Genomic DNA, 26809 nt, shown 5'->3' with positions numbered 1-26809 from the left:
GGTGAGTTCCCTGGCTGCACAGGCCGGATATTTGACAGCCGTGGTCTCTCGGCCGCAGGATTGAAGGGTCCCATTGTCTTTCGTCAGGACCACGACGTGTTGCTAGTTCTCGCCTTCGCCTAATCGCGCCAAGGAAACACCATGATCTCCACCCCGCACGCGGGGCAACGTGAGGTTGTGGTCATGTTTCGGCGCATCCTTCGCCGAAATGAGAACCACCATGCAACACCCAAACCCCATCATTATTGACCGCCTTGGCTTTTCTTGGCCCGATGGCGGAACCGTCTTTGATGACGTCTCAACGACATTCTCCCGTGGCACCACAGGTTTGATCGGGCCCAACGGATCGGGCAAATCCACGCTGCTTCGGCTGATCGCCGGAGAACTCGAGCCCACGCGAGGCACGGTCCATACTCACGCGCACCCGTCCTACCTGGCGCAGGACGTTGTCCTAGACACCCGCCGACGCGTGGCAAGCCTGATGGGCATCGCTGACACTCTGGCGGCGCTGCACCGAATTCTAGACAACACGACCGAGGACCTGATGCGGGATATGGATCTGGTTGGTGATGACTGGGACCTCGAGGAGCGGTCGGCCGCACTGCTAAACGGCTACCTGAATGCGGAGGTGACACCCGAATTCCTGCGGCGCACCGTCGGTACCCTGTCCGGCGGGGAAACCATGGCGGTGGCGCTAGCCGGCATGGAAATCCGCGGCGATGGAATCGCCTTACTTGATGAGCCGACCAATAACCTTGATCGTTCAGCGCGTCACCGACTTTACGAAATGGTTGAACGCTTCTCCGGGACCATGCTGGTTTCCACCCACGATAAGACACTGCTGAAAATGCTTGATTCCCTCATCGAGCTGCGCCCGGTCAACGTGCGCGCCCTGCGTGCCGAGAGGATGGATCTGGTGCGCTTCGGCGATTGGGATTCTAGGGAAGAATCCCTAGGTCACGAACGCGAGGGTGCCGCCAGAAGGCTCAGCGATGCGCGCCGCAAGTTGGCGCTCGAGACGCGGCAACGTCGTGAGGCGGAAACCAAGATCGCTCGGCGTTCCAAACAAGGTCAGAAGGCAGCGGAATCCATACCAAAGATTCTGGCCAACTCGCTGCGCAATAAGGCAGAAGTTTCCGCGGCGAAGAACCGCGGCATCATGAAATCTCATGAGTCAGAAGCCCGCACCGAATTAGAAGCGGCCCGTAATGGGTTACCCGTGGAATTGCGGATCGGAATCGATCTGCCGCACACTCACGTTCCCGCCGGGCGCAGCGTGGTTGAGCTGCCGGTTGCCGCGATTACTCGCGGCAGCGTGCTCGAAGACGGGGAGCCTCTGGACAAAGACTCGATGCTGGGCATCAGGGGACCAGAACGCATCACCCTGGTCGGTGGAAACGGGGTGGGCAAGTCGACGTTGCTGAATCAATTGCAGACGCGATCGCGGGTGCCGGTCGGATTCCTCCGTCAGCGACTTGCTGCCGGGGGAGGGGAAGCATGGGCCGGGCTCCATGACGGACTAAGTATGTTAGAAAATCTCAGGCTTTCCGCGCCGAGTGTGGAGCCGGGGTTCTTGCGGGAGAAGTTGGCAGCATTCCATTTCCGGGGCGCACGCGTTGACGAACCGGTGGCTCAGCTGTCGGGTGGGGAGCGGTTCCGGGTGGCCCTGGCGATGATTCTGCTGGCAGACCCCGCCCCACAGTTGCTGATACTCGATGAGCCGACCAACAATCTAGACATGGGCACCATCGAGCAGCTGCTCTCGGCGCTGGAATCATTTGCCGGTGCCATGGTGGTGGCCAGCCACGATGAGGAATTCCTCGCCGCGCTGGCCACGGATCGTGAATGGGAAATGCAACGAGGCGCTACACCGCCGGGCGCATGACCTTCCGAGCATGAGGCACATGCACCGGAGCGTGCGCCACGGCCCGTGCGCCAACCTCGGCCAAGGCAATCACGGCAAAGGCGTTCAGGCCATGGAGGATCCCCACCCAAGCGACCTCGAAGGCCATGAAAGCCAACGAAATTTGCAGCGCAACGGCGAGCAGCAGCCACAAGGACCACTTCAGACCGGCGTGGGCCAACAGTGCGATGACCAACAAGACCAGTGCCAACACCGGGACTACGTACATCCCGACCATGCCATGCATGATTCCGGCCAGCGGTGGGCCTTCCGGAACATTTCCGGCGGTGATCATTCCAATAACGTCGAACGTGCCCCAGGCGATTAACGCGGCCTGGACCACAACAAATGCGGCAATAATGTGAGCAACAACCTTGTATGCGGTACGCAAGGTAAAAGTCCTTTCTGGAAATTGCTCAGGGTACTTACTGTGTGAAGGCCGGTCGGGGCCACGTGGCCGCTGCCTCAACAGCTGGGTGCGAGTGGAAAGTTCCGTATGGGCGGCCCAAGCAGAATGGTGGCCCAACCATAGTCCTCCACCCGCACCGATACCAGCACGGTTGAGCTGTCAAAGGTGGCGTAATGCTGTCCGTTCGGCGGCTCGGCTCGGCTACCTCACCAAGCCTCCGCCAGTAACTCCGCCAGCAGCTCGTCACTGTCCACTTTTAGGCCGCGGGACTGGAACCACGTGCAGATATTCTGACAGTCGCGGTCAAGTAACTCGGTGCCTCGATCGTTACCCGCTAGATCAACACATTGTGGAAGATCTATGACCACGATCCGGTCACCGGCGGCCAAGATGTTGTATGGCGAAAGATCGCCATGCGCAAAGCCGAGCCGGGCAAACACCTTCATGGCCGCGACGATTTGGTCCCAGTATCTCTGCAGACGTTGTGGGTCGGGATGGGTATTTTTCAGCCGCGGTGCTGCCGCCCCGGGGAATTCTGGGTCCTCGATAAATTCCATCAAGATTTCGGTCCCCATGATTTGCACCGGATAGGGAACTGGAGCTCCTGCTTCGAAGCACATTCGCAGGAATCGCCACTCGGAATCGGCCCATCGTGATGCCTCCACCAACCGACCGTAGGTGCTGCCATTTTTCAAGGCTCGGGCATCACGCGAGCGCTTCACGCTCCTACCCTCGGTGTATGTAGAGGATCTGGTGAAGGTTCGTTCTTCGAGGCCACGGTAACGTTTGGCCGCCAGTAGCGTTCCGTACTCGGGTATGGCTCGCTCTATCAGAAAGACGTCTGCTTCCTTGCCCGTTTTGAGAATGCCGAGTTCGGTGTCGATGGCGCCGGCGTCTTCGATGACAAATTCCGGATAGGGCGCGGGGCCACGCATGAGTTTTTCCGTTGCCGGCCACGTCGACCAGCGTTGGTCTTCGGCTAGCTGATCATCAAGGTAATTCCAGTCCTCCGCACGATCCGAACGTTGAGTTCGATTGCCGGGTGAACGAGGTTCAAAGGTTTCTGGAGAGAAGGTGTTTCGGTTTTTCTGCATTGCTTGAGCAACTCCTGGAGGAAAGAAGAGTAAGTATCGGGGTCATCGTTAGGACACTCATCGGGTTCCTCCTCGGGTCGTTGCTTATGGTGGTGTTCCTAGAACACCACAACTCATTGATATATGTCAATCACTTGATTAAGATGATGGATTCGGAGATTGAACTACTTCTTGATGTCGATGATCAGGTTCGTGATCCGTAGGGTGCACAAACGCTCGCCCGACTCGTTCTCGATGATGACCTCATGACTGGCCATGCGCCGGCCCAGACTGATGGGTGTTGCCGTAATGGTGATCAGACCGCTGCGGGCACTCTTGTGATGAGTTGCCGACACATCAACGCCCACCGCCGATTTCCCCATGGTTGAAGCGTGTTTCACCGCAGCCCAGGAACCCACGGCTTCACCCACTGCCAGCGATGCGCCTCCGTGCAGCAGTCCGAAGGACTGACGATTTCCCTCCACTGGCATCGTGGCGACCACGCGCTCAACCGATTCCTCGATGATTTTGATGCCCATTTTGATATCCAATTCACCGAGGGCAATTTGCCAGACTCCATCAATGGAGGATGCTGCGGTAGGTGCGGTTGGTTGCACTGCGTCCATGCTGTACTTCTCCTGAAGGTTGGGGCTGGATCAAGTCCGAGGCTCGTGGTGTTTCAACTCATACTGTACTGTGGTTGCTAATACTGACCGATCGTTCAGGAAGGATTTCGTCGATGACGACAACTCCCATGGCTCCACTGGTTCCCAGCTTCATTCAAAACTCGTGGTGGACCCCCACCGAGATCACCGGCGGCACCGCTGTCCTCGACGCCAATACCGGATCGGCGCTGGTAACGGTCAACAGTGACGGGCTTGATTTAGCAGCAGTGGTTGACTACGGTCGCACCGTCGGCCAGCGAGAACTGGGCAAACTCAGCCTCCACGAACGAGCCCTAAAGCTCAAGGAGTTGGCGCAGTTCCTCAACGAACGTCGCGAAGAGCTCTATAAACTCTCCTACCAAACCGGAGCCACCAAATTTGACTCGATGGTCGACATCGACGGCGGCATCGGCGTGCTGTTCACCTTCTCCTCTAAGGGACGACGCGAACTTCCAAACTCCAACGTCATCCTCGACGGGCCCATGGAGGTGCTCTCCCGCGACGGATCCTTCGCCGGCGAACACATCTACACCCGCATCCCCGGGGTCGCTGCCCAAATTAATGCCTTCAACTTCCCGGTCTGGGGCATGCTCGAGAAGTTCGCACCCGCCTTTATCGCCGGGGTGCCGACCATTGCCAAGCCAGCCACACCCACCGGCTATGTCGCCGAGGCCGCCGTCCGCCTGATCGTTGAGTCAGGAATCCTGCCCGAGGGCTCGCTCCAACTAATCTCCGGATCCGCGCGCACGCTGCTTGACGTGCTGGACTACCGCGATATGCTCTCGTTCACCGGATCCGCCTCCACAGCGTCCGCCTTGAAATCCCACACCAACGTCATTGATGGGGGAGTGCGCTTCACGGCCGAAACGGACTCGCTTAACGCCGCCATCTTGGGTCCCGACGCGGTGGTTGGCACCCCGGAATTCGACGCCTTCGTTAAGGCCGTCACCACGGAGATGACCTCCAAGGCCGGTCAGAAGTGCACGGCCATCCGCCGCAACATTGTGCCAGCAGCGCTGGTTGACGACGTGGTCAAGGCGGTGGGTGATCGCCTCAAGGAGCGGGTGGTGATTGGTGATCCGCGCGCGGAGGGAGTCACCATGGGGGCCTTGGCGTCATTGGAGCAGTTGCGAGACGTGCGAGCCGCAGTCGAAGCCATGATCGCAGCCGGCGGCGAAATCGCCTACGGCACTCTCGACGCCCCGGTGGTCCGCACCACGCAGGGCGAGGAAAAGACGGTGGATGCGGGAGCGTTCATGTCTCCACTGCTGTTGACCTGGGACGACGTGGAAAACGAAGCGGTCCACAGCCTCGAAGCATTCGGACCGGTGTCCTCGGTCATTGGTTATTCGGACCTCGAGGATGCCATCCGCCTGGCCGCCAAGGGCTCGGGATCTCTGGTGGCCACCGTGTGCACCAATGACCCCGATAGCGCGCGCGTCCTCACCACCGGCATTGCCTCGCACCACGGCCGCGTCCACATGCTTAACCGTGAAACCGCGCGCAGCTCCACCGGCCACGGCTCCCCGGTTCCGCATCTGGTTCATGGTGGCCCGGGCCGCGCCGGCGGCGGCGAGGAACTCGGCGGCATCCGCTCGGTCAAGCACCACATGCAGCGCACCGCCATCCAGGGCTCGCCCAACATGCTTACCGCCGTCACCGGTATCTGGCACACCGGTGCCGATCGAGTGATCGCTGGGGATGCTGCGTTTGGCGCCGTCGAGGGTGCCATTCACCCCTTCCGTAAGTCGTTGGCCGAACTACGGATCGGAGATGCCTTCGCCTCGCCGCTGCGTGTGGTCAGCCTGGAAGAAATCACCGCATTTGCCAACGAAACCGGTGACACTTTTTACGCGCACACCGACCGTGCCGCCGCTGAAGCCAATCCGTTCTTCCCGGGCATCGTGGCCCACGGCTACCTCTTGGTCTCGTGGGCGGCGGGACTCTTTGTCCAGCCAGCACCGGGACCCGTGCTGGCCAACTACGGCCTGGAGAACCTGCGGTTCATCACCCCGGTGCCGGATGGAGACTCCATCCGGGTCACGCTAACGGCCAAGAAGATCACGCCGCGAGTGACCGACGAATACGGAGAGGTTGCCTGGGATGCCGTGATCAACAACCAGGACGGCGAGATCGTGGCTACCTACGATGTGTTGACCCTCGTGGAGAAGGAAAACACCACCTACGCCAACTGGGCCTAGGCACCTGGCCGCTCACCTCGGCGAACAACAACGGTGGCTGGCCGCCAGCACCCCTCTGGAGTGCGCGCGGCCAGCCTTTGTTGTTCCCGGATCAGCCAACGCGACGCGCCCGCACTGCTCGCCGTGTCCGCTGGTGTGTCGGATGTGAGAGGGTAACGGCAGAGAACACGGATGCACACGGTTCGCGTACCAAGCGCACCGACCGTTGGCACCAGGAACGAGGGTAAATGAATTCACCAGCGCTTCACGAAGCTACCTCGTGGACCGAACGCGAGCAGATCGACTTCTTCGAATCCGTCGAGTTCACCGAAATCCTGACCGACGTGGTCCGTCCCATGGGCCTCGACGAAGCCACCGTCACCCTCGCGGAACTACACCACCGGCCCGGAGCCGGGGTCTCGGGGGTCTTCACAGCCACGAACGGCTTAACAAGTCTCTACCTTGGGGCCACCGCAGAAACCCTCAGTTCCGTACCCGCCGGCACCGTACAACTGGACAGCGGGCGGGGAACCGTCATCATCTGGTTGCATCCAGCGGACCCGCTGCTGCCCGGTCTGGCGCTGGCCACTACCCCAGAACTGGTCGAAGCGAACTGGGGTAACGGGCAGTCCCTGTCGAAGCTGCAGACCTTGGCTTACCGCCCCCTGCGCCGGGCGGTCCTGCTGGCGCACTTCGATGACGGACACGACCTGTTTCTCAAGGTCCTGCGCAAGGACGCACAGCTTCTCTACGACAAGCACTTGACACTACTGCGTGCCGGAATCCCGGCATCTCGACCCGTTGGGCCGCCGGTGCAGGGCGTTGTGGCTTTTCATCGGGCCAATGGGGTGCCGCTGGCCGAAGACCTGATGGCAGCGACCGACCTGCCGTTGGACCCGCAACGCATCATCGAGCTGCTTGACTCACTACCGGTAGCACTCATGGAATTTCCCGCTCGGCCGGCTTGGTCGGACCGCATGGATTGGTACGGCCATGCTGCGCAAACCGCCGTGCCCGATCAGGCGGCGCGCATCGGTGCCCTGAGTCAAGAACTGGCCATGGTCCTAAAAACCGCGAACCGCGGAAAACTAGTGCCCAGCCATGGGGATTTTTATGAGGCCAATATCTTTGTCACGAGCGGACAGATTTCGGGGCTCTTGGACATCGACTCGGCCGGCCCAGGCTATCTCGTTGATGATCTAGCCTGCTTTCTCGGTCATCTGGCGGTCCTGCCCAGCTTGGACGCGCGTTACAAACTGGTGGACGATTACCTGGAGCGCTATGCCCAATTCTTTGGGCGGGAGCTGGAATCTCGTGGCATAGCAGCGCAGGGGTTGTATGCCCGAGCGGGGTGCGTGGTCTTGTCCCTCGTGGCAGGCGCCCGTGATGAAACGAATCCCGACTGGCACGGCGTAGCCATGGATCGCTTGAAACTAGCCGAGGATTTCTTGGTTCGGGCCAGCTAGCGAGCAAGATGAGAAGCTTCTCATTCGGCTCTCCCTTTCACCTCATATTCATTGGCCATGATGGAAACAGAAGAAGAACATCGCCACGAATGAAGGGTTAGACACCATGAAGAAGTCACGCACATTTTGGTCCATTACCGGAGCGCTGGGCGTAGTTGCTATCGGAGCCGGTGCCGCCGTCGCCCAGCCAGCAGTTCCCGTCAAAGAGTCGGTGGTTGTCCACGAGCAGTCAATACAGCAGGATTCCTCGGCCTCAGGACAAATGACCGCCGCGGCGGAAACCTCCGCACCGTCGGCCGTATCTGCGAAATCAGCGACGTCTCCGGTGTCGGCCCAGACTGCGGTGTCGCCGGTTTCTGCAAAGTCCGCTGTTTCGCCGGTGTCGCCGGTTTCTGCACAGTCACCGGTATCTCCCGTTTCTGCACAGTCACCTGTTTCGCCGAAATCCGCCCCATCGGCAGCCAGCGCTGCCTAGCGACTAGAGTCAAGGACGTACCCGCCAAACGTCAGCACCGAACTCTGGCCTGACGCGTGTGAACGCATGGCCCGGAACGGTTTAGCGGATGGACGAGCATGCCAAAGGGTAGGGTGACTGCATGAGCTACGCCTTGATAATAATCGTTGGGCTGTCCGTAGGCATGCTCTGGACAAGCACTCAGATCCCCAAATTCCGCTTGCTGCCAATGATCGCAGCAACGGTAGTTCTACTAGCGTGCATCTACTTCATCAACCTTATTCCTGCACTGAATTCAAACCAGTCGACGCTGTTTGGAATTTCAGGGATTGCCGGCGCGCTCTTAGCTCCGGGAATTTTATGGAAAGGGCATCCACTTCTTGTAGGCCTTGGCTTCTTTGAGCGACTGAAGTACTCCTCAAGAAACCTGCGAATGTTGCGTGAAAGCCTTGACGATCGGGCTCCGCAAGATTGACTAATGGGGAATCGATCTGCCGTTTGCGCAAGACATCATTCTCGGGATAATTCAATTGCTGGCGCGATGACCCAACCTCCATGTTGGGTCATCGCAGTCGTCATTTTGGGATGATCCGTCGGTGATCAGCGGATCATGCCACCGGGATGAGGAGCCTTTTTAGGAAGGGTCCTCGAAGCGATAACCCATACCCCGAACCGTGGTGAACCATTCTGCGCCCAATTTGTTGCGCAGATAGCGCACGTAGACGTCCACTACGTTGGATCCGGGGTCAAAGTCGTAGCCCCACACGCGGGAGAGCAGCTGCTCCCGGCTGAGGACCTGGCCCGGGTTCCGCATGAAGGCCTCGGCCAGACCGAATTCCCTGGCGGACAGGTCAATCTCCTGACCGTTCAAGCGCGTGCGGCGGCTGCCACAATTGAGTTCCAGTGGTCCCACACGTATCACTTGGTCTTCCATGGCGGTGGCCTGCGGACGTAACCGCAGGCGGACCCTGGCCAAGAGTTCTTCGAAGCGGAATGGCTTAGCCATGTAGTCATCCGCTCCACCCTCGAGCCCCGCCACGGTGTCCTCGATGCTCGACCTGGCAGTCAGGATGATGACAGGGGTGTCAATGTTGGTGCTTCGAATGCGTGACAGGACGGAGAATCCGTCCTCGTCGGGCAGCCCGATATCAAGGATGATGAGTTCGAAGTCGCCAATTTGGGCCAGATAGCCACCCTCCTTGCCCGTGTCGGCCACCGTAGGTATATAGCCGGCGGCCTTGAGTCCCTTGGCAACAAAGGAGCTAATCCGACTTTCGTCCTCAATGATCAGTATTCGGCTCATCTTCTTCTTTCTGCAAGGTTGTGGGGATCTCTATGACGAAGGTTGAACCGATGCCGACATCCGAGCTGACCCCAACGGTTCCCCGGTGAGCTTCGGCGATGGCCGAGACAATGTTCAAACCCAGGCCCGAACCTTCGGTTCGTTTGGAATTCTGGCCGCGTCCGAACCGTTCAAAGATGCGATCTTGGTCGGATACATCTATGCCGATTCCCTCATCGCGTACCCAGAAACGCAGTACCGATCCGTTGTGCTGGTCGGTGGCGATGTTAGTTCCGAAAGTAATTGTGGACCCGACGGTGGAGAATTTCACCGCGTTGGAACACAACTGAAGCATCGCTTGGGTGATGCGCTGGGCATCAAGATTGGCGGTGGCCTCCACCCGGTTTCCAATGCGCCAATTACGCTGACCAAGCGTTCGGGCCTTGTCCAGTAAGTCATCGAGCAGGGTTCCGACATTGGTGGGTGCGAGCTGGACAAAGCCGTCGCTGTTGGAGGTGGCGAGGGTGACCAGATCATTGATGAGGAAAGACATTCTGTCCAGTTCCGCCATCGCGATCTCACGTGCCTGGTCAACATCATGGGGGTCATTAACATCCATCAGTTCCAAATGACCCTGGATCACGGTGACGGGCGTTCGGAGCTCGTGGCCAACATCGTCCAGGAGCTGGCGTTTGGAGATCATCGCGTTTTGAACGCGGTCCAGCATGGCGTTGACGGTGATCGTGAGCTCAGCCAAATCATCCCGGCCAACCACTTCGATGCGCTGGGACAGATCGGATTCGGAGATCTGCCGGGCGGTGTCGCGCAATAGCGTAACGGGGCGCAACAGGCGGCCAACCAGTAGCCAGCCGACGGCTCCGGCTCCCAGCAGAATGACGAGCCCGACCAACAGGTACATCATGAAGCCCTGATTCAAAGCGCGCTTCTCGGCCGTGTAGTCGTAGGCAAAGAACAGGTGGGGAGTCGATTCATCACGTTCAAGGGACAGCGGGATGCTCACCACGCGATAGACGGATTGACTGGTCGGCACCGTCTGAAGCATCACGCGATCGGTTGGGGCCCGATGCACTGCCCAGTCGATGAACCCGGGGTCATTCTCCGGACGCATCTTCACAATTTCGGGGGCTGTCCAGCGCACCGAACCGTTAAGCAGACTCAACATTCCCTCATTTTTCGCGGGCAAGGTCTGTTGCATGGCGGCATACAGCAGTGCCTCGGCCGTGAGCGGTTCGACGGTTGTCGCCATCTGGCTGCTTCGATCGGTCAGGACTTGGAATTCCTGCACGCTGCGCTTGAGTGAGTCATCAATACGCGCATCCATGGAGCTAACCTGCAAGAGGTAGACCACCGTTCCGGTGACTGCGAAGGCTAGCGTGATTAACCCGAGCATGCCGGCCAGCACACGGGTGCGTACAGAGAATCCGCGGCGCGGGGTCCATTCCTTTTTCTTTGTAGCAGACAGCAACCGAACGGGATCCTTGAGACTAATCATCAGCGTCATCCCCGTCGTCATCGTCATCGCCGTCATCGTCGTCGTCCGCGTCGGAGGGCGGAAGCGGTTTTACCGGGGCCCGCTTGGTCGGCAATGGCGTGGACTTCGGCTTGGAAGTCGTCTTGGGCGCGGGGGTGGACTTCGGCTTCGAGGTGGTTTTAGGCGCTGCGGAAGTTGAGGGAGTGGCTGAATTGGTCGACGGTGATGGGCTGGGCTTAGTCGATGAGGGCGAAGGCGAGGCCGGGGTCGGCGAAGGCGTCGGGCTGGCCGTTGCCGTGCCAGGCTCGAGCGTGATCGCGGGACCCAGATTTACCGACGGTGGATTGGATAATTCGGAGGATACCCAAAAGGCGGTGAACCCCAACACCAAAAGGGCAGCCAATCCGGCCGCCCACTTGCCCCATCTTCCCAATCCCATGACAACCAGTATTGCCGATATTGATGAGACCCACATGAGAAGCCAAGTTCTGGGGTGCTGGCAGCCCGAGAAGCCCAGATCTTCGAGCCATCTATCGAGGGCGGGAAGCTGCCGCATCTCCGATCAGGAGAACCATCAGAGACAAAAAACGCGAAGGCCCATCTCACCCAGCCCGCTTTCATAGAAATCGGTGGGGGAGATGGGCCTTCGCAAAATGAGCGCAGCGAGCCTAGTAGGCCTTGACGCGCTGTTCCACGATCAGGTGGATGAGGGCGAACTGGCCCTTCTCATCAATCGCTTCAAGGGCCGCCTGCAGTGCTGCCGGGATGTCGCTGTCTTTCTCGACGCGAACCCCGAATCCACCAAAGGCCTGGGCCATCAGGGCGAAGTCGGGGTTCTTGAGCTGGGTACCGGAAATGCGTTCGGGGTAGTGGCGTTCCTGGTGGGTACGGATGGTGCCGTATTCCTGGTTGTCCATCACGATGACCAGCGGGGTGGCACCGTACTGTGCGGCGGTGGCCAATTCCTGGCCGTTCATGAGGAACTCACCGTCACCGGCAATCGTAACGACGCGGCGGCCCGGGAAGTTCAGTGAAGCGGCAATGGCCGAGGGCACCGAGTAGCCCATGGAACCGTTTCGTGCCGAAATCATGGCCGCGTAGACCTCGGTCGGGAAGTAGCGGTGTGCCCAGTTCGTGTGCTCGCCGGCACCCAGGGTGATCATGGCGTCGTGCGGTAGGCCGGTCACTAGGTTGGCCATCATGGTGTCCATGCGTGCCTGGCCATCGGTGGGAGCGGCGGAGGGCAATACGGCAAACTTTTCCTGCTCGCCGCGCATGCGATCGGTGAAGGACTTCCATTCCGGTTTGTCGGCCAGATCCATCATGACCAGGTCGCGCACGAAAACGTCGGGCTTGGAAACGATCTGGTGTGACACCGGGCCCGAACGACCGCGCAGCGACGGGTCGATGGTGACCAAGAAGTTCTTCTTGGACCAATCCTGACGCACCAAGAAACCATCGGTGATCACATCTCCCGGGACGGTGCCCACGAAGACCAGCAGATCGGTTTCCTCGAGTAGGTCATAGGTGGGCTTCGGACGGCCATAGCCGATCGGGCCAACATAGGACGGGGAGCTAAAGGGGATGGTTCCTTCGCAACGCCACTCGACGGCCGCGGGCAAGTGGTGCTCTTCGAGCCACGAGGTCAGTGCGGTGGTGCCTTCCTGGGTCCAGTCATTGCCGCCCAGTACAAACAGCGGCTTGGTGGATTCTTCCAGGGCGGCCTTGAGCTGCTTCCAGTCGGTAACCGTCATGCCGCCGGTGGCCACGGGGATGACCGGGTGCAAGGTGGAATCGACCATTTCGCGAATGATGTCTTCGGGGAGGCCAACAACGACGGGGCCCGGGCGACCGCTCATGGCGGCGAACATGGCCTCGGCAACAATCTCCGAGGCGCGTTCCGGGTGGTCAAGAACCATCACGCGCTTGGCGCCGGTATCAAACCAGCCCTTGATGTCGAATTCTTGGAAGGCCTCGCGGTCACGGTGGGCGAAGGGGATCAGGCCGACAAAGAGGACCATCGGCGTCGAGTCCTGCCATGCGGTGTGCAGACCCACGTGGGCGTTGGCCGCGCCGGGTCCGCGGGTCACCATGGCGATGCCGGGGCGCTGGTGCATCTTGCCGTCGGCCTCGGCCATGTAGGCGGCGCCGCCCTCGTGGCGGCAGACGATGGTTTCGATGGGGGAATGGTGCAGCCCATCGAGAACCTCGAGGTAGCTTTCCCCCGGAATCACGTAGGTGCGCTCGACACCATGGGCCACCAGGGTGTCCACAATGATGTGGCCGGCAGATTTCTTGGCCGTATTCTGGGCGTCGGTCTGTACTTCTAGCGTTTGGGCGCTCATGGCGTGTGCTCCTTGCTGTCTCCGTGGAGTGCGGGACAAGTGTTGCAGTGTGCGGTACTACGTTGTGCCGCACAGTGTCGAACGAATTCTCAAGTTTCAGCAAATGTACATGATGCGCGCCACAAGCCAGCATTATGGGACGAAACGCTTCTGTCATATTGGGTCGTTGATCACAATGACTTGTTTTCATCGCGAAATCTCCCGATTTGCTTGCCCGCACTCTGGCATGGATGCCCCGGTGCGATTTTTTAACGGCGACCACGGCGGGGGGTGCGGCCTGTTTGTTGCCCGTCGGCGTTGTTGAGCATGAGTGAGGAGGCCGCGGCAAAATTCCGCGGCTAGGGTGGTTTCATGAGCATGGAAGAGAAACCCGCAACAGGTGCCCGCTTGCGTCCCTGGACGGACTCGGCCGCCGACGTTCAGGCAGTCATCGCCGCTTTTGACGCCGATGACATGGCCGCACAGGCTGCCGAACCCATCAACGGTGAGGAGGCGGCCAGACGTTGGCTGGCACCCTGGCTCGAACCCGATGGCTCCCACGTTGCGGCCTTTGCCATCGACTGCGGCGGAATGGCATTGGGCCATGTCATGGCGGGTGCCATTGATCGGCGTCACCAAACTGCGTGGATCTCCTATTGGGTCTCACCTCTTGGGCGAGGAAAGGGTCTGGCTTCGGCGGCGCTAGCGACGCTGGCCGAGCACTGCTTCGAGACCCTAGGCCTGCACCGTCTGGAATTGGCTCACCGCACCAACAACCCCGTATCGGGGAGGGTGGCGATGGCGGCCGGCTTCCTCGTTGAAGGGCTGGAGCGAGAAAAGCTCATGTACCTCAACGAAATGGGGGAGCCTGTGCGCTTTGACGTGCAGACGCTCGCACGACTACGTACCGATCCAGCACCTCAGATCACCGCGCTCGAGATCGTGAACATGTCAGCGTAGCGCCATACAACTAGGGACCCCAGCGCCAATGGCTGGGGTCCCTAGATTCGACGTTGTGGCCGAGGTTCTTGGCTAAGCGGAGTACGGGCTCGGCGGGTACTTCACGTCTGCTGCGGCGGCAGTATCCGCGCTACCGGCCACGGGCAGGGAGCGCCAGGAAATCCAACCGTAGATGCCGACCAAAGCCTGGAAGACGTTGAGCCCCAGCAGTGCGAGCGCCGGATTGTTGCCGAAGAGCACCGCGACATAAACGATGCCAGCAACGGTGGCAGCCAACCACGCCCAGCGGTATCCGCAGGCGATGCCGATGAAGGCAACCACCAGAGTTGCCTCGGCGATAAACGACATCCAGATCGAAGCGTTTCCGTCGCCGAAGATAAATCCTTCGGTCAGCATGCGGCCCATGCGCAGGGCGGTGAAGATGACGACGAAGGCTAGGCCGATCAGCAGCGACTTGATGCTGAATCCTTGGACGATGACCTTGCGGCCAAACTTCCCCGACGCTTCAAAGCGGGAGAACCGCCAGAGACCGAAGGCCGCAGCGAGCAATGCCGGCACCGCGTAGAACAGTAACGAGGCTTCGTACTGCAGCGCGATCACCAATGGGCCAGCGAAGATCGCCAGAATCTGGGCCCACCAGCCGAGATCATTGCCTCGGGCCAGCACCACCAGAGCAATGCAGCTGAGCAGGGTCGAAATCGCAAAGAGTGCTACCTGAGTGCCGGAATCGGTCCCGGGTGCCTGAGAAAAAAGATTGTAAAAAATTACGTCCACGAAGAATGACTGCCTATTCACAAAGAAAAACGGTGGGGGTGCGTTGTGCTGCCTCAGCTACTGATCGTAGCGCGACTTGCTGAGACGTACCCTATTTCGTGTTCCTGTGTAATCCATCAAACATCATGGTGATGGCGTGCTCTTCGACCTGTTCGGCTGTGACGTTTCCATCTTCCCTGAACCACTCGACCAGCGAGTTGATGGTGCCAAAGAGTAGGCGCGTGGTGGTGCGCGCATCGATGTCGCTTCGCAGGGAGCCCTCTTGCTGGGCCTGGACCACAAGGTCCGATACCCGGCGGTCCACCGCGCGGCGGCGTTCCAGGGCATCACGTTCAATCTCGGTATTGCCGCGCAGTCGAAGCAGCAGCGTCACGTACCTCTGACGTTTAACGAGGACCTGAATCGTGGAGCGGAGGAAGAACTTCAGGCGCTCTTCCGCGGTGCCAACGGTGGCACGCTCGTCCTCGACGATGGCCTCTAGGGGAATCAGCGCCTCATCGAGGGCCAAGCGCAGCAGGTCACCCTTGGAGGGAACATGGTGGTAGATGGCGGACTTGCTGATGCCCAGGCTCTCCGCGAGCTTGCCCATTGAAGTGGCATCAAAGCCATGCTTGTTGAATAGCTCCACGGCGATGGAGAGCACGGAGTCCTGGTCGTATCCGGGACGTCCCCGCTTGGTCGGTGAAGAGTTATTAACGCTGACAGTCATAATGGCTCATTCTCTCACGATCGGTCGGTCGGAAAATGGCGGTGGGTGAGAAACCAAGGGGCGGGAAACGGTGACCCATCTCCCGCCCACACATGTTGGTGTCCGCTGCGCTATTTATTGCGCAGATCGTAGATGCGGCGCAGCTTGCCCGAGGAGCGCGCTAGTGTGCCCGGCTCCACGACGTCGATGGCGCAGGAGGAACCCACATGGATCTTGATTTGAGTGGCAAGTTCCTTGGCAGCTACCTGGGCCCGCTCGGTGCTGCATTCCTCGCGACGCTCAATGCGCACGGCAAGTTGGTCCATGCGCCCGGGGCGGGTGATCTCCAGCTGGAAGTGCGGGGAGAGACCCTCAATCCGCAGAGCGATCTCTTCGATCTGCGAGGGGAAGAGATTAACCCCGCGCAGGATGATCATGTCGTCGCTGCGCCCGGTGATACGTCCCATGCGGCGATGGCCCGGGCGTGCGGAGCCGGGCAGCAACCGCGTGAGGTCGTGGGTGCGGTAGCGGATGATCGGCAGCGCTTGCTTGGTGAGCGAGGTGAAGACCAACTCACCGTGCTCCCCGTCGCCCAGGACCTTGGTCGGGTCAAAGGCATCAATGATCTCCGGGCGGAAATGATCCTCCCAGATGTGGCTGCCGTCCTTGGTTTGATTTGATTCCCCGGCGACACCCGGGCCCATCACTTCGGATAATCCGTAGATGTCGCAGGCGTCGATGTTGAACATGACCTCGAGTTCGTGACGCATTTCCTGCGTCCAGGGTTCGGCGCCAAGTACGGCGGTCTTCAACGAGGTTTTACGCGGATCCAATCCGGCGCGCTTCATCGCATCGCCGATCGTCAGCAGATAGGTCGGCGTGCACAAGATGGCGTCGGGCTCGAAGTCCTGAATGAGCGTGATTTGCTTCTCGGTCTGTCCGCCGGACATCGGGATCACCGTGGTGCCCAGGCGCTCGGCCGCGGCGTGAGCACCCAGTCCGCCGGTGAACAGACCGTAGCCGTAGGCGTTGTGAACCTTCCATCCGGGCTTAACACCGGCGATGCGCAGGCAGCGAGCGCCCAACTTGGCCCAGTCATCCAAATCCTGTTGGGTGTAGCCGACCACCGTGGCTCGCCCCGTGGTGCCGGAGGAGGCATGGATGCGGGCGACCTCGTGCTGCGGGACGGCGAACATGCCAAACGGGTAGGTCTTGCGAAGGTCTTCTTTTTCGGTAAAGGGGAACTTGGCAAGGTCGGCCAGTTCCTTCAAATCGCTCGGGTGCACGCCGGCCGTGTCGTACTTTTCCTTGTACAACGGGACACGGTCGTAGGCGTAGGCCAGCGTGTCCTGCAGGCGAGTGAGCTGGATCGATTCGATCTGATCGCGACTCATGGTTTCTTCGGGATCCAACGGATTAGGCAGTTCGACCCGAGCGGATGGCTGGTTCATCATGTGACCTTACGTGCGAAGTGGAGAGGGGGCGGAGTTTAAAGTTTTGGCGCGGCTGCGGAGGGCTTGGGAATGGTGCGGGAACGGCCGCGGAATTCTGCCAGCACCTCGTCGTCGGCATCCGGGACGCTTTGAAGGACCTGGATGTCGTAGATGCCGCTGCGTCCGGTTTGCTGGCGACGTTCTGCCACTGCGGTCAGTGTGCGGCCCGGGATCCCGGGCTTGAGGAAGTTGATATCAACACCGGCGGCCACGGTGATGGTGTCGGTCGAGCCGAGGTGCGAGTTGCAGGCCATGGCGAAGGCCGTATCGGCGAGGGCAAAGATCATCCCGCCGTGAGCGATCCCGAACCCGTTGAGCATTTCTGGGCGCAGAGTCATGGAGATGGTGGCCCGCCCCTCGGAAACCTTCAGCACCTCGATGCCCAACCATTTGGCCGCATTATCGTTACGCAAGATGGGATGCATCGGTTGTGCATCGACGCCAGTGTCGCTCATAGAAGACCTCTCAATTATTTACCGAACGATCATTAGGTAATCCTGAAATGTGAGATAAGTCAAGACGAAGGACCCGCAATGCCGAATTTTCGGGGAACAAGACGTGACTTAATTTCTCTGCACAGCATGGAGTGTCCAACCCCGATCCTTGGTCGTGACCGTCGGAATCGAGCTCGCCGGCAGGGACGAAAGTCCCTACCGGCGAGCCGTCTGCGGCGGCAGACTGAAACTAACGAAGCACATCGTGACACTCAAAGGGGCTGAAACCAATGCGTGGTTGGAGACGTTGGGAAGATTGGACAGTCGTGGTTGTTGGCTTGATCATGGCGCTAACACCCCTGTGGTCCGCCGCCATGGGGGATTCGGTGCCCATGCTCATCACCGCCGGTGCCTTGCTATTTGTGGTCGGGATGATCAATCTGGCCGGACCCAACCTCTATGGCATAGAAATTGGGCAACTCTTGGCGGCGGGCATCGCGATTATCCTGCCGTGGCTGGGCAATTTTGCCGGATCCAATATCCCCGCAATAACGGCTTGGATTGGGGGCGGCATTGCCGTGATAGCCACCGTGTTGGCTATGAAGCCGAGTATCGATTCTTCGCATCGGTTACAACACCATCATGGTTAGTACCGGACCAAGGAGCGGTGCCCGTCGAAGCCGGTGAACTTCGGTGCGCACCGCTCTACGCTGAAGCTACGCCGGTGCTTAATCCTCACTCGAATCATTCCGAAGGATCCGTTGATAGAGCTCACGGATAAACGGTTCCTTGTCTCGGTTATAGTCCATCACCAGTCCCATCCCGCCGCCACTCTCATTAATGAGCGCGGCACTGGCCAGCTTGATCCGCGCATAGGCCTCGCGGTCGGTTCCATGGGTAGATAACCAATCGCGGAACAGTCGCATTCTGGCGGTCTCCGGGGAGCCGATAGCAAAAATATGAATATTCGCCGCCTGCTCGCCGGGCCCGGCAACAAACAATCGGTGACCATACCATCCGGATTCACGCAGCCGGAAGACGAAGCCGGCGGCAATCAACGCGTCAACGTAGTCGGCTTCGGACCCGGGATCCGCGACGCTGAGCACCACATCAATCACCGGTTTGGCCGGCAATCCGGGCACCGAGGTAGATCCCAGATGTTCAATGGCTAGTGCCCGCGACCCCAGTGCCGTTCCGATGCGTTCGGCGAGCGCTGCAAAATCTTGCGACCAGGATGCCGACGGTGGATGCACCACTACCGGCGCCGGGGCCGGTTCCCCCTGGATCCACTCCACGGGTCCGTCATCTGTTACCGGGTGACGCAGCAGCGGAAGGTGGGGCAGTACGCAGAGGTAGCGGCGGCGATCCGGCCAGCGGGGATCGGATGGCGAATCGCTGATCTGGAAGCCGGCGGCCCGGTAGAAGCCGATGGCGTCGTCGTCGGTGCGCGCGATGACCATGGCCGCCTCGTTCTCTTGGATCCGGCGCGCCAGGGCGGTGGCCACCCCCTGGTGCCGCACGTGCGGGGCCACGGCGAGGTACTCGATTTCCACCGCGAAGGCACTGATCCGCCGGTACACGGCCAGCGCGGAGGGTTCCCCCGCCGCATCGAGCACCACGAGCAGGTCCAGATCCTTGATCTCGTCGAAAAGAGCGTCGAGGTCCGCACCGGTGGCATCCGAAGACGCGGTGAGCAGTGCCCGGAACGCGGGGTTCGTGGTGAACCCCGCGCTTCGGGAGCGGCTGATGTGCGGTGTACTCATGCGCCTTCGGGGTTTAGGCCCAGGGTGTCAAGAGCGAAGGCGTAGTCCCAGGCGCGGGTCTTCCAGCCTTCATAGCGTCCGGAGGCACCGCCATGCCCGCCATCCATTTCGATCTTCATCACGATGGGGGCGGTGCCGGTGGTTTCCTCACGCAGTTTTGCTACCCATTTTGCCGGCTCGACGTAAAGCACGCGGGTGTCGTTCAGCGAGGTGACGGCTGCAATCTTCGGGTACGGCAGGGCGGCCACGTTCTCATACGGGCTATAGGACTTCATGTAGGCGTAGACGTCCGCATCTTCGATGGGATTGCCCCACTCCTCCCATTCCAGGGCGGAGAGCGGCAGCTCCGGATCCAGGATGGAGGTCAGTGCGTCAACAAAGGGACCTGGGCGATGATCCCGGAGTAGAGCTGTGGGGCGAGGTTGGCGATCGCACCCATCAACAGTCCGCCGGCCGATCCGCCCAGGGCGACAATGCGCGCTGGATCGGCCCAGCCGGAATCGATGAGGTAGGTGGTGGCGTCCACAAAGTCGGTAAACGTGTTTTTCTTGGTCAGTTTTTTGCCATCGAGGTACCAGGCGCGGCCGAGCTCACCACCACCGCGTACGTGGGCGATGACAAAGACGACGCCACGGTCCAACAGCGATAACCGAGGGATGCCGAAGCCCGGATCCATCGACGCCTCGTAGCTGCCGTATCCGTAAATCAGCACCGGCTGCGGCGTTGTCTTGGTGACATCCTTGCGGCGCAGGATGGTGAGCGGAATCTTCGTGCCGTCGCCCGCGGTGGCCCATTCGCGGGTCGCGAGGTAATGGCTCGGATCGTAGTCATTGACCTGGGTCTGCTTGCGCAGGGTCAGCGTTCCGTCGGCCAGCGTGTAGTCATACACTCGCGCGGGGGTGAAGTCGGAGGTGTAGGACAGGCGGATCATCGGCGCATCAAGTTCGGCGTTGGCTAAGCCGGCGGTGTAGAGCTCCTCGTCGAAGGAGGGTTCCACCGGTTCCTGCTGCTCCGGGGTGCCCAGATTCGCCAGCGGGAGGATCGCGATGCGTTCGGTGGTGTCCTTGCGGACGGCGATGATCAGGTGGGTGGCGGTGGATGCGGTGCCCTCCACCTTGACGGTGTCCCGATGTTCAATCACCGTGTCCCAGCGCTGCTGCGCATAGGGCAGAGTCAGTTGGTCGGCGCGCAGCAGCGAGACCATATTGTTCAGCGCATCGCGGTCATGGGTAATCACGTAGCAGCGCTCGGCATCCAAAGTGACCGGATCCACGGTGTGCAGGATCTTGTGCTCACGCGAAATGAGCATGACGGGCTGGGCCGACTCGTTGAGCAAATCGAGGGTGAGCGTCTCGGAGTATTCGGAGTTGCCGATCGAAATCAACAGTTCGGTGCGGTCGGCCGAGAGGTCAAAGCCCAGCCACATGCCCGGGTCATCTTCCTGATAGATCACGGTGTCGGTGTCCGGATCGGTGCCCAGGGTGTGTGCCTTGATCTGGTGGGGGCGCCAGGAGTCATCCACCACGGTGTAGTAGACGCGCGTCCCGTCGGGGGAGAACGCCAGACCATAGAACACATTTTCGATTGTGTCGGTCAGCAGTTCACCGGTGGTCAGGTTCTTGATGCGCAGAGTGAAACGCTCATCCCCGGCATTGTCCTGTGCATAGGCCAGCAGCGTGCCGTCTTCGCTCACGGCCATGCCGCCCAAGGAGAAGAAGGGCTTGCCCGCCGCCTCTTTGTTTCCATCAAGGAGCACCTGTTCGCCCTCGATCTCGATTCCTGCCTCAATGGCCGGTGGGGTCCAGTCCACTTCAAGATCACCGGTATCGGTGGCGGCGACGCGGCATTGGATGGCATATTGCGAGCCTTCGGCGGTGCGCGTGAAGTACCACCAGCCGCGCTTACGGGCAGGAACCGACAGATCGGTTTCCACGGTGCGAGCCTTGATCTCGTTGAAGATCGCTTCGCGCAGGGAAGCCTGGTTGGCCGTCACCGCCTCGGCGTAGGCGTTCTCCGCCTCAAGATGCGCTACCACCGTGGGGTCTTCCTTTTCACGCAACCATTCGTAGTGATCGGTGAAGGTATCCCCGTGGTGTGTCCTGAGGGTAGGAATCTTGGGGGTCTGCGGGGCAGCGGGTGCGGAATCGACGTGGCTCATGGTTCCATTCAATCGGAAAACTGCGCGTATGCGCCCATGGCTTCGCCCAACGCGGACAACATCATGTGGCGCTGGGCCGCGTCTGGGCTGCCAACACAACAAGGCGGCCCTCCGGAGCTATCCGGAGAGACCGCGTTGCCGAGCTGGGGTGTGCGGGTAATACCTGGGAGGGGAGCTTAGCGCTGCGGGGTCAGCGTCTTGGTGTACTGCACGGCGCCATTGGCGTTGATCAGCTTCACGGTGAACTCCGATCCATCCCCGGCAACATCAACGTGGCCAAAGTACTGGTGATCACCGGAGCGCGGGGAACCCAGCGGGGGACCTGCCTGCTGGAACTCGACCTTGGGGCCGAACGTGCCATCGAGCGTATTAGGACCGAAGGACCCTGCATTGATGGGACCGGCAACAAATTCCCAGAACGGGTTGAAGTCCGTGAAGGCTGCCCGCTCCGGGGAGTAGTGATGGGCAGCGCAGTAGTGCACGTCTCCGGTCAGGAAGACCACGTTTTTGATCCCGTACTTCTTGATCGCAGCGAGCAATCGAGCCAGTTCCAGCTCCCGACCTAGCGGGGCACCGTTCTCGGCGTTGGAGATCGACTCTTGGGCCTGGCCATCGGGGACAATCAGCCCCAGTGGCAGGTCATTACCGATGACCTTCCACGTGGCTTCCGAGGCGCGCAGCGAGGAAATGAGCCAATCCAGCTGTTCCTCACCGAGCAGCGCCGTCTCCGCGGCCTCCAATCCGGAAGTGTTCTTGCCCTTATATGAGCGCATGTCGAGGGCAAAAACGTCCAGGTGCGGGCCGCGCCTGATCTGACGGTAGATGCGGGAGGCTTCAAAACCCGTGCCCGGGCGCAGGGCACGCGCGTCGGCAATGGGCATATATTCCTGCCAGGCCTGCCGACCGCGGGCAGCAAGCGTATCCACCTCACGCACCGTATAACGGGGGTCCTCAAGAATTTCTCCGGGGTACCAGTTATTCACCGTCTCGTGGTCATCCCATTGCGCAATGACCGGTACCTGCGCATACATGGCACGCAAATTAACATCCATCATGTTGTAGCGATGGCGCCCACGGTATTCGTTGAGCGTTTCTGCCACCTTGGAGACTTCCTCGGTCATCACGTTGTGCCAGATATTTCCATCGGGCTCGCGCATTTCCGCCGACATGGGCCCATCGGCGTAGATGGTGTCACCCGAGTGGATGAAGAAGTCGGGCTTGGTGGCTGCCATGGCGGCATAACCGCGCATTCCACCGATTTCCTCATTAATGCCGTACCCCTGTCCCGCGGTATCGGCGGTCCAGACAAAACTCTGTGCCGCTGACTCTTTATTCCGTCCCTTGCCCTGCGCCGGGGCGGTGATGAAGGAACCCCGGCCACTTTCCCCACGGCGACCGGATTCGTCCTCAAAGAACAGCTCCATCTCAAAGCGAGTTCCCGCGGGCAAACCGCGCGCGTTGATCTTGGCGGTGAAGTCGGTTCCCGCGTGTGCCTGGGAGCCCGAGAGCTTCACCGTGCGGGCAAATCGGCCCTTGAGCGGATTGCCCTGTTGGTCGGCTGCCCGCAGGATGGCGTGCAGGCGCCCCTGATCGGAGGCCCGGGACCACAGCACTGCGGAATTAGTGGAAACATCCCCGGTGGAGATGCCCGAGGGCAACGTCAGGCGGCGAGAAATCAGTGAGCCAGCGCCCGATTGCGGAGCGGCGAATGCTGCGGGCACCGAGAATGAGGTGGCGGCAAGGGCAGAGAAAGCTGCGGCACCCTTGAGCAGGGTCCGGCGTGAGGTGGGAGTATCCATAATTCGAGCAAACCCCACCTCGGCGACCAGAAATCAACGGCTCGGTGAACAGCAGCCCCCGCGCTCCTTGCCCCAGCACCAATTGATCTCCACGCTCGAATTACACCTCAATGACTGGTTAGCCGGGATAGGCACGGGATAACCACGGCTCGCGCTCGCCGGATGTGCAGACACACCACCGGCGAATAGGGCAAACGCAGGTGAGGATCCAAGGTCTTCGAAGCGCCGCGATCCATACCCCGGCAACCCCGAGATATTGGGTCGGTTGGTGTTATGTGGTGCAGCCGCCAGGAGGCTTCTCAACCCCTGCCGGGGCCATGGGTAGGGTGTACCAAGCGCTGTGAGCTACTAGGAGGTTGGAGGTGGATTCAGCCCTGCGATAAGGTCTCTAAGCGACAGCGCATGATCTACCATTTCAGATGCTATCGCCGCCACGCCCGAGCCTCTAGGCTATGAAGCGTTATAACACCGCCACAGGACGTGGGCGGATCCCACACTAAGGAGATGAACGACCCTTGACAGAGTCCAGAAAGACACGGGCCCCAAGGGCCTTGCTTCGGGCGGTGATTGCCGGGCTGGCGGGTGTGTTTGTGCTGCTCGGCGGCGCTGGCGCCGCAATGGCCCAGCCCTCAGACAGCAACGTCGAAGGTAAAAACTTCGTCATCGGCACAGATACCACCTTCGCTCCCTTCGAGTTCAGGGCTAACGGCGAGCTCGTTGGTATTGATATGGATCTGCTGCAGGCCATCGCCAAGGACCAGGGCTTCAGCGTTGATATCAAGTCCCTGGGGTTCAGCGCGGCACTGGCGGCCCTGAGCTCTAATCAGGTTGACGGTGTCATCGCTGGCATGTCGATCACCGATGATCGCAAAGCCATCTACGACTTCTCCGAACCGTACTTTGAGTCGGGTGTCCAGATGGCCATCGCCAAGACGGATGACTCCATCAAGGGTTATGAGGACCTAGCGGGCAAGACCGTGGTTGCCAAAACCGGCTCGGAGGGTGAAACCTACGCCAAATCGATTGCCGGTGAGTACGGGTTCACGGTTAAATCCCTTGACCAGTCGGCCACCATGTACGAATCTGTGAAGTCGGGTTCGGCGGTAGCAGTCTTTGATGACTACCCGGTGCTCGCCTACGGGGTTTCCCAAAACAACGGGCTGACCACGGTGACCGAGAAGGTTCCGGGCGGTTCATACGGATTCGCCGTGAACAAGGGTCAGAATCCTGCCCTGCTGGCGGCGTTTAATGACGGTCTGGCCAAGCTGAAGGCCAACGGCGAATACGACAAGATTTTAGATAAGTACCTTGCCGATCCGGCTTCTGCTGTCCCGAGCAACTTCTGGGAACGATTGGGCAATTCCATCCCCGCGTTGCTGAACGGTCTGGGACACACGATCCTCGTGACGGCAATTTCCTTCGCCGTCGCGATGGTTCTGGGTCTGCTGGCAGGGTTCATGAAACTCTCCAATAACATCGTGGTGCGCGGAATTTCCACCACGTTTGTGAACATCTTCCGTGGCACCCCGCTGCTGCTCTGGGCCTTCCTGTTCTACTTCGGTGTTCCGCAGTTGACGGGTCTGCCGATGAGCATCTGGGTAGCTGGCGTGTTGACGCTGTCGCTGAACTCCGGTGCCTATGTGGCGGAGATCGTTCGTGGAGCGATTCAGTCGGTGGATCCCGGACAGCTGGAAGCCTCGCGCTCCCTGGGCCTGGGTTACGGCAAATCCATGCAGAAGGTTGTTGTCCCGCAGGCCTTTAAGATGATGACTCCTTCGCTGATCAACCAGCTGATCATCATGCTCAAGGATTCCTCCTTGCTGCTGGCTATCGGATTCACTGAGCTGCTTTACCAGGGCCAGCAGATCTACGCCGCAAACTTCCGTATCACCGAGACCCTGCTCATCGTGGGCGTCATTTACTTCGTTGCCATCATGGCCCTGACCAAGCTGGCAAACTACGTCGACAGGAGGTTCAACAAGTGAGCGCATCACCAGTTGAAACGAAAAAACCAGCAAAGATCACCGTCAAGGGGCTGCGCAAGTCATTCGGAACCAATGAGGTTCTTAAGGGCATTGACGTGGAGATCAGTGAAGGTGAAGTTGTCTGTGTGATCGGTCCCTCGGGTTCCGGCAAGTCCACGCTGCTGCGCTGCCTGAACAAGCTCGAGGAAATCTCCGCTGGCCACGTGGTCGTAGACGGCTTTGACGTGACCGATCCGAAGGTCGACATCAACGAAGTTCGTCGCCACGTGGGTATGGTCTTCCAGCACTTCAACCTCTTCCCGCACATGTCCGTGGCGGAGAACATCATGCTGGCTCCCGTCGAGCTGAAGAAGGCGACCAAGGCCGAGGCCCGGGAACAGGCGCTGACGCTCCTTGAGCGCGTCGGTTTGAAGGAGAAGGCCGACGCCCGTCCGGCGTCGCTCTCCGGTGGTCAGAAGCAGCGTGTGGCTATTGCCCGTGCGCTGGCCATGAACCCGGGCATCATGCTCTTTGACGAGGCCACCAGCGCCCTTGACCCGGAAATGGTCGGCGAGGTGCTTCAGGTTATTCGTGACCTGGCGGCCTCGGGTATGACCATGGTTTTGGTGACGCACGAAATGGGCTTCGCCAAGGAAATCGGTGACCGGGTGATCTTCATGGATGGTGGTGTGGTCTGCGAATCCGGCCCGCCGGCCGAGCTGTTTGGCAACCCGCAGCAGGAGCGCACCCAGGAGTTCCTCTCCAAGGTTCTCTAGCCCCACCAGTCATGGCCGCAGCATTGCCGAAGAGCAGGTATCTTCGGTGATGTTGCGGCCATTTCTCGTTGTGTGTGGTGGAGGTGCGGTGGACCTGAAGACAGCGAAGCCAACAACGCTCTCCGGCGCGAGAGACCAGTGCAGGCACCGGTGGTATTAGTTGCCGCTGCGGCGCAATGTCAGACTGAGCTTATGACCGTTAAGCTCATCCCCATCAGTTCCCAACAATTTCCTGCATGGCTCAAACGTAGCTGCCAGGAGTACGAAACCGATCTTGTGGCCACCGGTGAGTCTCCAGTCGAAGCGCATCGCCGGGCGCACGCGAGCCTCGAAGCAGCGTTTCCTGAGGGCGCACCGAGTTTGGATAACGCCGTGTTTGATGTCGTGGACGAGGGGTCTAGCGTCGGTTATCTCTGGGTTGGAACCGATAGCTCCGATGACCCGCGCTCATGGTGGGTCTGGGACATTGTTATAGATGCGCAGCACCGAGGCAAGGGATGGGGGAGGGCAACCATGAAGCTAGCGGAGGACTATGCGCGTTCCCACGGTGCGAACACCCTTGGCCTCAGCGTCTTTGGATTTAATCACGCGGCCAAGGGACTCTATGAATCCATGGGCTACGAGACCGTGACGACCAAGATGAAAAAATCCATTTAACACACGGCGGCTCGTAGCGGGTGTTCCCGAGGTAAATTCTTGGCGCTGGAAAAGATTTCAGAATACGCGCGATTGGATTGTCCCATACGGCAACT

At 60.0% G+C, this 26809-nt stretch carries 23 protein-coding genes and 1 pseudogene; 11 read left to right on the top strand and 13 right to left on the bottom strand.

What is annotated here, in order from left to right:
* The first annotated feature begins 220 nt into the window (after positions 1 to 220).
* Positions 221 to 1885, top strand: coding sequence for an ATP-binding cassette domain-containing protein (locus tag KUF55_RS13090; RefSeq protein WP_218816873.1), 1665 nt, complete (start codon positions 221 to 223; stop codon positions 1883 to 1885).
* On the opposite strand, the gene KUF55_RS13085 is transcribed toward KUF55_RS13090, so the two are convergent.
* The 3 genes from KUF55_RS13085 to KUF55_RS13075 all read right to left on the bottom strand — a co-directional run bounded on the left by KUF55_RS13085 (position 1866) and on the right by KUF55_RS13075 (position 4011).
* A complete protein-coding gene (locus KUF55_RS13085) occupies positions 1866 to 2294 on the bottom strand; it encodes a hypothetical protein (protein WP_132358940.1) in 429 nt (142 codons plus the stop codon). The genes KUF55_RS13090 and KUF55_RS13085 overlap by 20 nt on opposite strands.
* Positions 2295 to 2518: 224 nt before the next feature.
* Positions 2519 to 3406 carry a serine protein kinase RIO gene (locus tag KUF55_RS13080; protein ID WP_218816872.1) on the bottom strand — a complete coding sequence of 296 codons (888 nt, stop codon included), beginning with the start codon at positions 3404 to 3406 and terminating at the stop codon, positions 2519 to 2521.
* 164 nt (positions 3407 to 3570) lie between these two features.
* The gene (locus tag KUF55_RS13075; protein ID WP_132358936.1) at positions 3571 to 4011 is read right to left on the bottom strand and encodes a PaaI family thioesterase; all 441 of its coding nucleotides are present in this window, start codon (positions 4009 to 4011) and stop codon (positions 3571 to 3573) included.
* Positions 4012 to 4124: 113 nt separating this feature from the next.
* Here KUF55_RS13075 and paaZ point away from each other — a divergent pair, with 113 nt between their 5' ends.
* The 4 genes from paaZ to KUF55_RS13055 all read left to right on the top strand — a co-directional run bounded on the left by paaZ (position 4125) and on the right by KUF55_RS13055 (position 8625).
* Positions 4125 to 6251 carry a phenylacetic acid degradation bifunctional protein PaaZ gene (gene paaZ / locus KUF55_RS13070; RefSeq protein ID WP_218816871.1) on the top strand — a complete coding sequence of 709 codons (2127 nt, stop codon included), beginning with the start codon at positions 4125 to 4127 and terminating at the stop codon, positions 6249 to 6251.
* A gap of 227 nt (positions 6252 to 6478) precedes the next feature.
* Positions 6479 to 7696, top strand: a complete 1218-nt coding sequence (locus KUF55_RS13065) for a phosphotransferase (protein WP_218816870.1) — start codon at positions 6479 to 6481, stop codon at positions 7694 to 7696.
* Positions 7697 to 7802: 106 nt separating this feature from the next.
* A complete protein-coding gene (locus KUF55_RS13060) occupies positions 7803 to 8171 on the top strand; it encodes a hypothetical protein (protein ID WP_218816869.1) in 369 nt (122 codons plus the stop codon).
* 121 nt (positions 8172 to 8292) lie between these two features.
* A complete protein-coding gene (locus KUF55_RS13055) occupies positions 8293 to 8625 on the top strand; it encodes a hypothetical protein (RefSeq protein WP_218816868.1) in 333 nt (110 codons plus the stop codon).
* A 159-nt stretch (positions 8626 to 8784) separates the two neighbouring features.
* Here the strand turns inward: KUF55_RS13055 and KUF55_RS13050 are convergent, their stop codons facing one another.
* Together KUF55_RS13050 and KUF55_RS13045 are read right to left on the bottom strand one after the other, a co-directional pair.
* Complete coding sequence (locus tag KUF55_RS13050; RefSeq protein WP_132358924.1) at positions 8785 to 9453, bottom strand: response regulator transcription factor; 669 nt, start codon at positions 9451 to 9453, stop codon at positions 8785 to 8787.
* Entirely contained in the window at positions 9431 to 10918 is a 1488-nt protein-coding gene (locus tag KUF55_RS13045) for a cell wall metabolism sensor histidine kinase WalK (RefSeq protein ID WP_255557029.1), read from the bottom strand. Before KUF55_RS13045 ends, KUF55_RS13050 begins: the two co-directional genes overlap by 23 nt.
* A 137-nt stretch (positions 10919 to 11055) precedes the next feature.
* Here KUF55_RS13045 and KUF55_RS13040 point away from each other — a divergent pair, with 137 nt between their 5' ends.
* On the top strand, positions 11056 to 11547 hold the full coding sequence (locus tag KUF55_RS13040) for a hypothetical protein (RefSeq protein ID WP_218816867.1): 492 nt from the start codon (positions 11056 to 11058) through the stop codon (positions 11545 to 11547).
* 45 nt (positions 11548 to 11592) lie between these two features.
* Here the strand turns inward: KUF55_RS13040 and KUF55_RS13035 are convergent, their stop codons facing one another.
* Positions 11593 to 13269, bottom strand: a complete 1677-nt coding sequence (locus tag KUF55_RS13035) for a thiamine pyrophosphate-dependent enzyme (protein WP_218816866.1) — start codon at positions 13267 to 13269, stop codon at positions 11593 to 11595.
* Positions 13270 to 13620: 351 nt separating this feature from the next.
* Here KUF55_RS13035 and KUF55_RS13030 point away from each other — a divergent pair, with 351 nt between their 5' ends.
* Complete coding sequence (locus KUF55_RS13030; RefSeq protein WP_255557028.1) at positions 13621 to 14208, top strand: GNAT family N-acetyltransferase; 588 nt, start codon at positions 13621 to 13623, stop codon at positions 14206 to 14208.
* Between the two features lie 72 nt (positions 14209 to 14280).
* Here the strand turns inward: KUF55_RS13030 and KUF55_RS13025 are convergent, their stop codons facing one another.
* The 4 genes from KUF55_RS13025 to paaI all read right to left on the bottom strand — a co-directional run bounded on the left by KUF55_RS13025 (position 14281) and on the right by paaI (position 17618).
* Positions 14281 to 14982 (bottom strand): nicotinamide mononucleotide transporter, encoded by a 702-nt coding sequence (locus KUF55_RS13025; RefSeq protein WP_218816865.1) that lies wholly within the window; start codon positions 14980 to 14982, stop codon positions 14281 to 14283.
* Between the two features lie 91 nt (positions 14983 to 15073).
* On the bottom strand, positions 15074 to 15691 hold the full coding sequence (locus tag KUF55_RS13020; protein ID WP_218816864.1) for a TetR/AcrR family transcriptional regulator: 618 nt from the start codon (positions 15689 to 15691) through the stop codon (positions 15074 to 15076).
* 110 nt (positions 15692 to 15801) lie between these two features.
* The gene (locus KUF55_RS13015) at positions 15802 to 17121 is read right to left on the bottom strand and encodes an AMP-binding protein (RefSeq protein ID WP_218818787.1); all 1320 of its coding nucleotides are present in this window, start codon (positions 17119 to 17121) and stop codon (positions 15802 to 15804) included.
* A gap of 38 nt (positions 17122 to 17159) precedes the next feature.
* Positions 17160 to 17618: a hydroxyphenylacetyl-CoA thioesterase PaaI gene (paaI, locus tag KUF55_RS13010; protein ID WP_218816863.1), complete on the bottom strand. Its 459-nt coding sequence runs from the start codon at positions 17616 to 17618 to the stop codon at positions 17160 to 17162.
* Between the two features lie 323 nt (positions 17619 to 17941).
* Between paaI and KUF55_RS13005 the strand changes: the two genes are divergently transcribed.
* The gene (locus KUF55_RS13005) at positions 17942 to 18247 is read left to right on the top strand and encodes a hypothetical protein (protein WP_218816862.1); all 306 of its coding nucleotides are present in this window, start codon (positions 17942 to 17944) and stop codon (positions 18245 to 18247) included.
* Between the two features lie 78 nt (positions 18248 to 18325).
* Here the strand turns inward: KUF55_RS13005 and KUF55_RS13000 are convergent, their stop codons facing one another.
* From KUF55_RS13000 to KUF55_RS12990, 3 genes and pseudogenes are all read right to left on the bottom strand, one after another.
* The gene (locus tag KUF55_RS13000) at positions 18326 to 19360 is read right to left on the bottom strand and encodes a GNAT family N-acetyltransferase (protein ID WP_255557027.1); all 1035 of its coding nucleotides are present in this window, start codon (positions 19358 to 19360) and stop codon (positions 18326 to 18328) included.
* Positions 19357 to 21518: pseudogene (locus KUF55_RS12995) on the bottom strand (S9 family peptidase). The gene KUF55_RS13000 and the pseudogene KUF55_RS12995 overlap by 4 nt, the downstream one beginning before the upstream one ends.
* 176 nt (positions 21519 to 21694) lie before the next feature.
* Positions 21695 to 23317: an alkaline phosphatase gene (locus KUF55_RS12990; RefSeq protein WP_218816861.1), complete on the bottom strand. Its 1623-nt coding sequence runs from the start codon at positions 23315 to 23317 to the stop codon at positions 21695 to 21697.
* A 515-nt stretch (positions 23318 to 23832) separates the two neighbouring features.
* Between KUF55_RS12990 and KUF55_RS12985 the strand changes: the two genes are divergently transcribed.
* The 3 genes from KUF55_RS12985 to KUF55_RS12975 all read left to right on the top strand — a co-directional run bounded on the left by KUF55_RS12985 (position 23833) and on the right by KUF55_RS12975 (position 26714).
* Positions 23833 to 25302, top strand: coding sequence for an amino acid ABC transporter substrate-binding protein/permease (locus KUF55_RS12985; RefSeq protein WP_370630914.1), 1470 nt, complete (start codon positions 23833 to 23835; stop codon positions 25300 to 25302).
* The gene (locus tag KUF55_RS12980; protein ID WP_132358897.1) at positions 25299 to 26057 is read left to right on the top strand and encodes an amino acid ABC transporter ATP-binding protein; all 759 of its coding nucleotides are present in this window, start codon (positions 25299 to 25301) and stop codon (positions 26055 to 26057) included. Before KUF55_RS12985 ends, KUF55_RS12980 begins: the two co-directional genes overlap by 4 nt.
* Positions 26058 to 26249: 192 nt before the next feature.
* Positions 26250 to 26714, top strand: a complete 465-nt coding sequence (locus KUF55_RS12975; protein ID WP_218816860.1) for an N-acetyltransferase — start codon at positions 26250 to 26252, stop codon at positions 26712 to 26714.
* The last annotated feature ends 95 nt before the right edge of the window (positions 26715 to 26809 follow it).

It is taken from the genome of Paeniglutamicibacter sp. Y32M11 (assembly GCF_019285735.1).
Lineage (GTDB): Bacteria > Actinomycetota > Actinomycetes > Actinomycetales > Micrococcaceae > Paeniglutamicibacter.
The sequence above is the reverse complement of the archived record's forward strand: the minus strand, read 5'-3'. Positions and strand labels throughout refer to the sequence as shown.

What these genes read in the sequence shown, in the direction of transcription:
- paaI (WP_218816863.1), bottom strand. Translation starts at nt 17,618, where the DNA reads ATGAGCGACACTGGCGTCGATGCACAACCGATGCATCCCATCTTGCGT.
- KUF55_RS13015 (WP_218818787.1), bottom strand. Translation starts at nt 17,121, where the DNA reads ATGAACCAGCCATCCGCTCGGGTCGAACTGCCTAATCCGTTGGATCCC.
- KUF55_RS13075 (WP_132358936.1), bottom strand. Translation starts at nt 4,011, where the DNA reads ATGGACGCAGTGCAACCAACCGCACCTACCGCAGCATCCTCCATTGAT.
- KUF55_RS13090 (WP_218816873.1), top strand. Translation starts at nt 221, where the DNA reads ATGCAACACCCAAACCCCATCATTATTGACCGCCTTGGCTTTTCTTGG.
- KUF55_RS13020 (WP_218816864.1), bottom strand. Translation starts at nt 15,691, where the DNA reads ATGACTGTCAGCGTTAATAACTCTTCACCGACCAAGCGGGGACGTCCC.
- KUF55_RS13005 (WP_218816862.1), top strand. Translation starts at nt 17,942, where the DNA reads ATGGCGCTAACACCCCTGTGGTCCGCCGCCATGGGGGATTCGGTGCCC.
- KUF55_RS13050 (WP_132358924.1), bottom strand. Translation starts at nt 9,453, where the DNA reads ATGAGCCGAATACTGATCATTGAGGACGAAAGTCGGATTAGCTCCTTT.
- KUF55_RS12975 (WP_218816860.1), top strand. Translation starts at nt 26,250, where the DNA reads ATGACCGTTAAGCTCATCCCCATCAGTTCCCAACAATTTCCTGCATGG.
- KUF55_RS13055 (WP_218816868.1), top strand. Translation starts at nt 8,293, where the DNA reads ATGAGCTACGCCTTGATAATAATCGTTGGGCTGTCCGTAGGCATGCTC.
- KUF55_RS13065 (WP_218816870.1), top strand. Translation starts at nt 6,479, where the DNA reads ATGAATTCACCAGCGCTTCACGAAGCTACCTCGTGGACCGAACGCGAG.
- KUF55_RS13060 (WP_218816869.1), top strand. Translation starts at nt 7,803, where the DNA reads ATGAAGAAGTCACGCACATTTTGGTCCATTACCGGAGCGCTGGGCGTA.
- KUF55_RS12990 (WP_218816861.1), bottom strand. Translation starts at nt 23,317, where the DNA reads ATGGATACTCCCACCTCACGCCGGACCCTGCTCAAGGGTGCCGCAGCT.
- KUF55_RS13000 (WP_255557027.1), bottom strand. Translation starts at nt 19,360, where the DNA reads ATGAGTACACCGCACATCAGCCGCTCCCGAAGCGCGGGGTTCACCACG.
- KUF55_RS13030 (WP_255557028.1), top strand. Translation starts at nt 13,621, where the DNA reads ATGAGCATGGAAGAGAAACCCGCAACAGGTGCCCGCTTGCGTCCCTGG.
- paaZ (WP_218816871.1), top strand. Translation starts at nt 4,125, where the DNA reads ATGACGACAACTCCCATGGCTCCACTGGTTCCCAGCTTCATTCAAAAC.
- KUF55_RS13080 (WP_218816872.1), bottom strand. Translation starts at nt 3,406, where the DNA reads ATGCAGAAAAACCGAAACACCTTCTCTCCAGAAACCTTTGAACCTCGT.
- KUF55_RS13035 (WP_218816866.1), bottom strand. Translation starts at nt 13,269, where the DNA reads ATGAGCGCCCAAACGCTAGAAGTACAGACCGACGCCCAGAATACGGCC.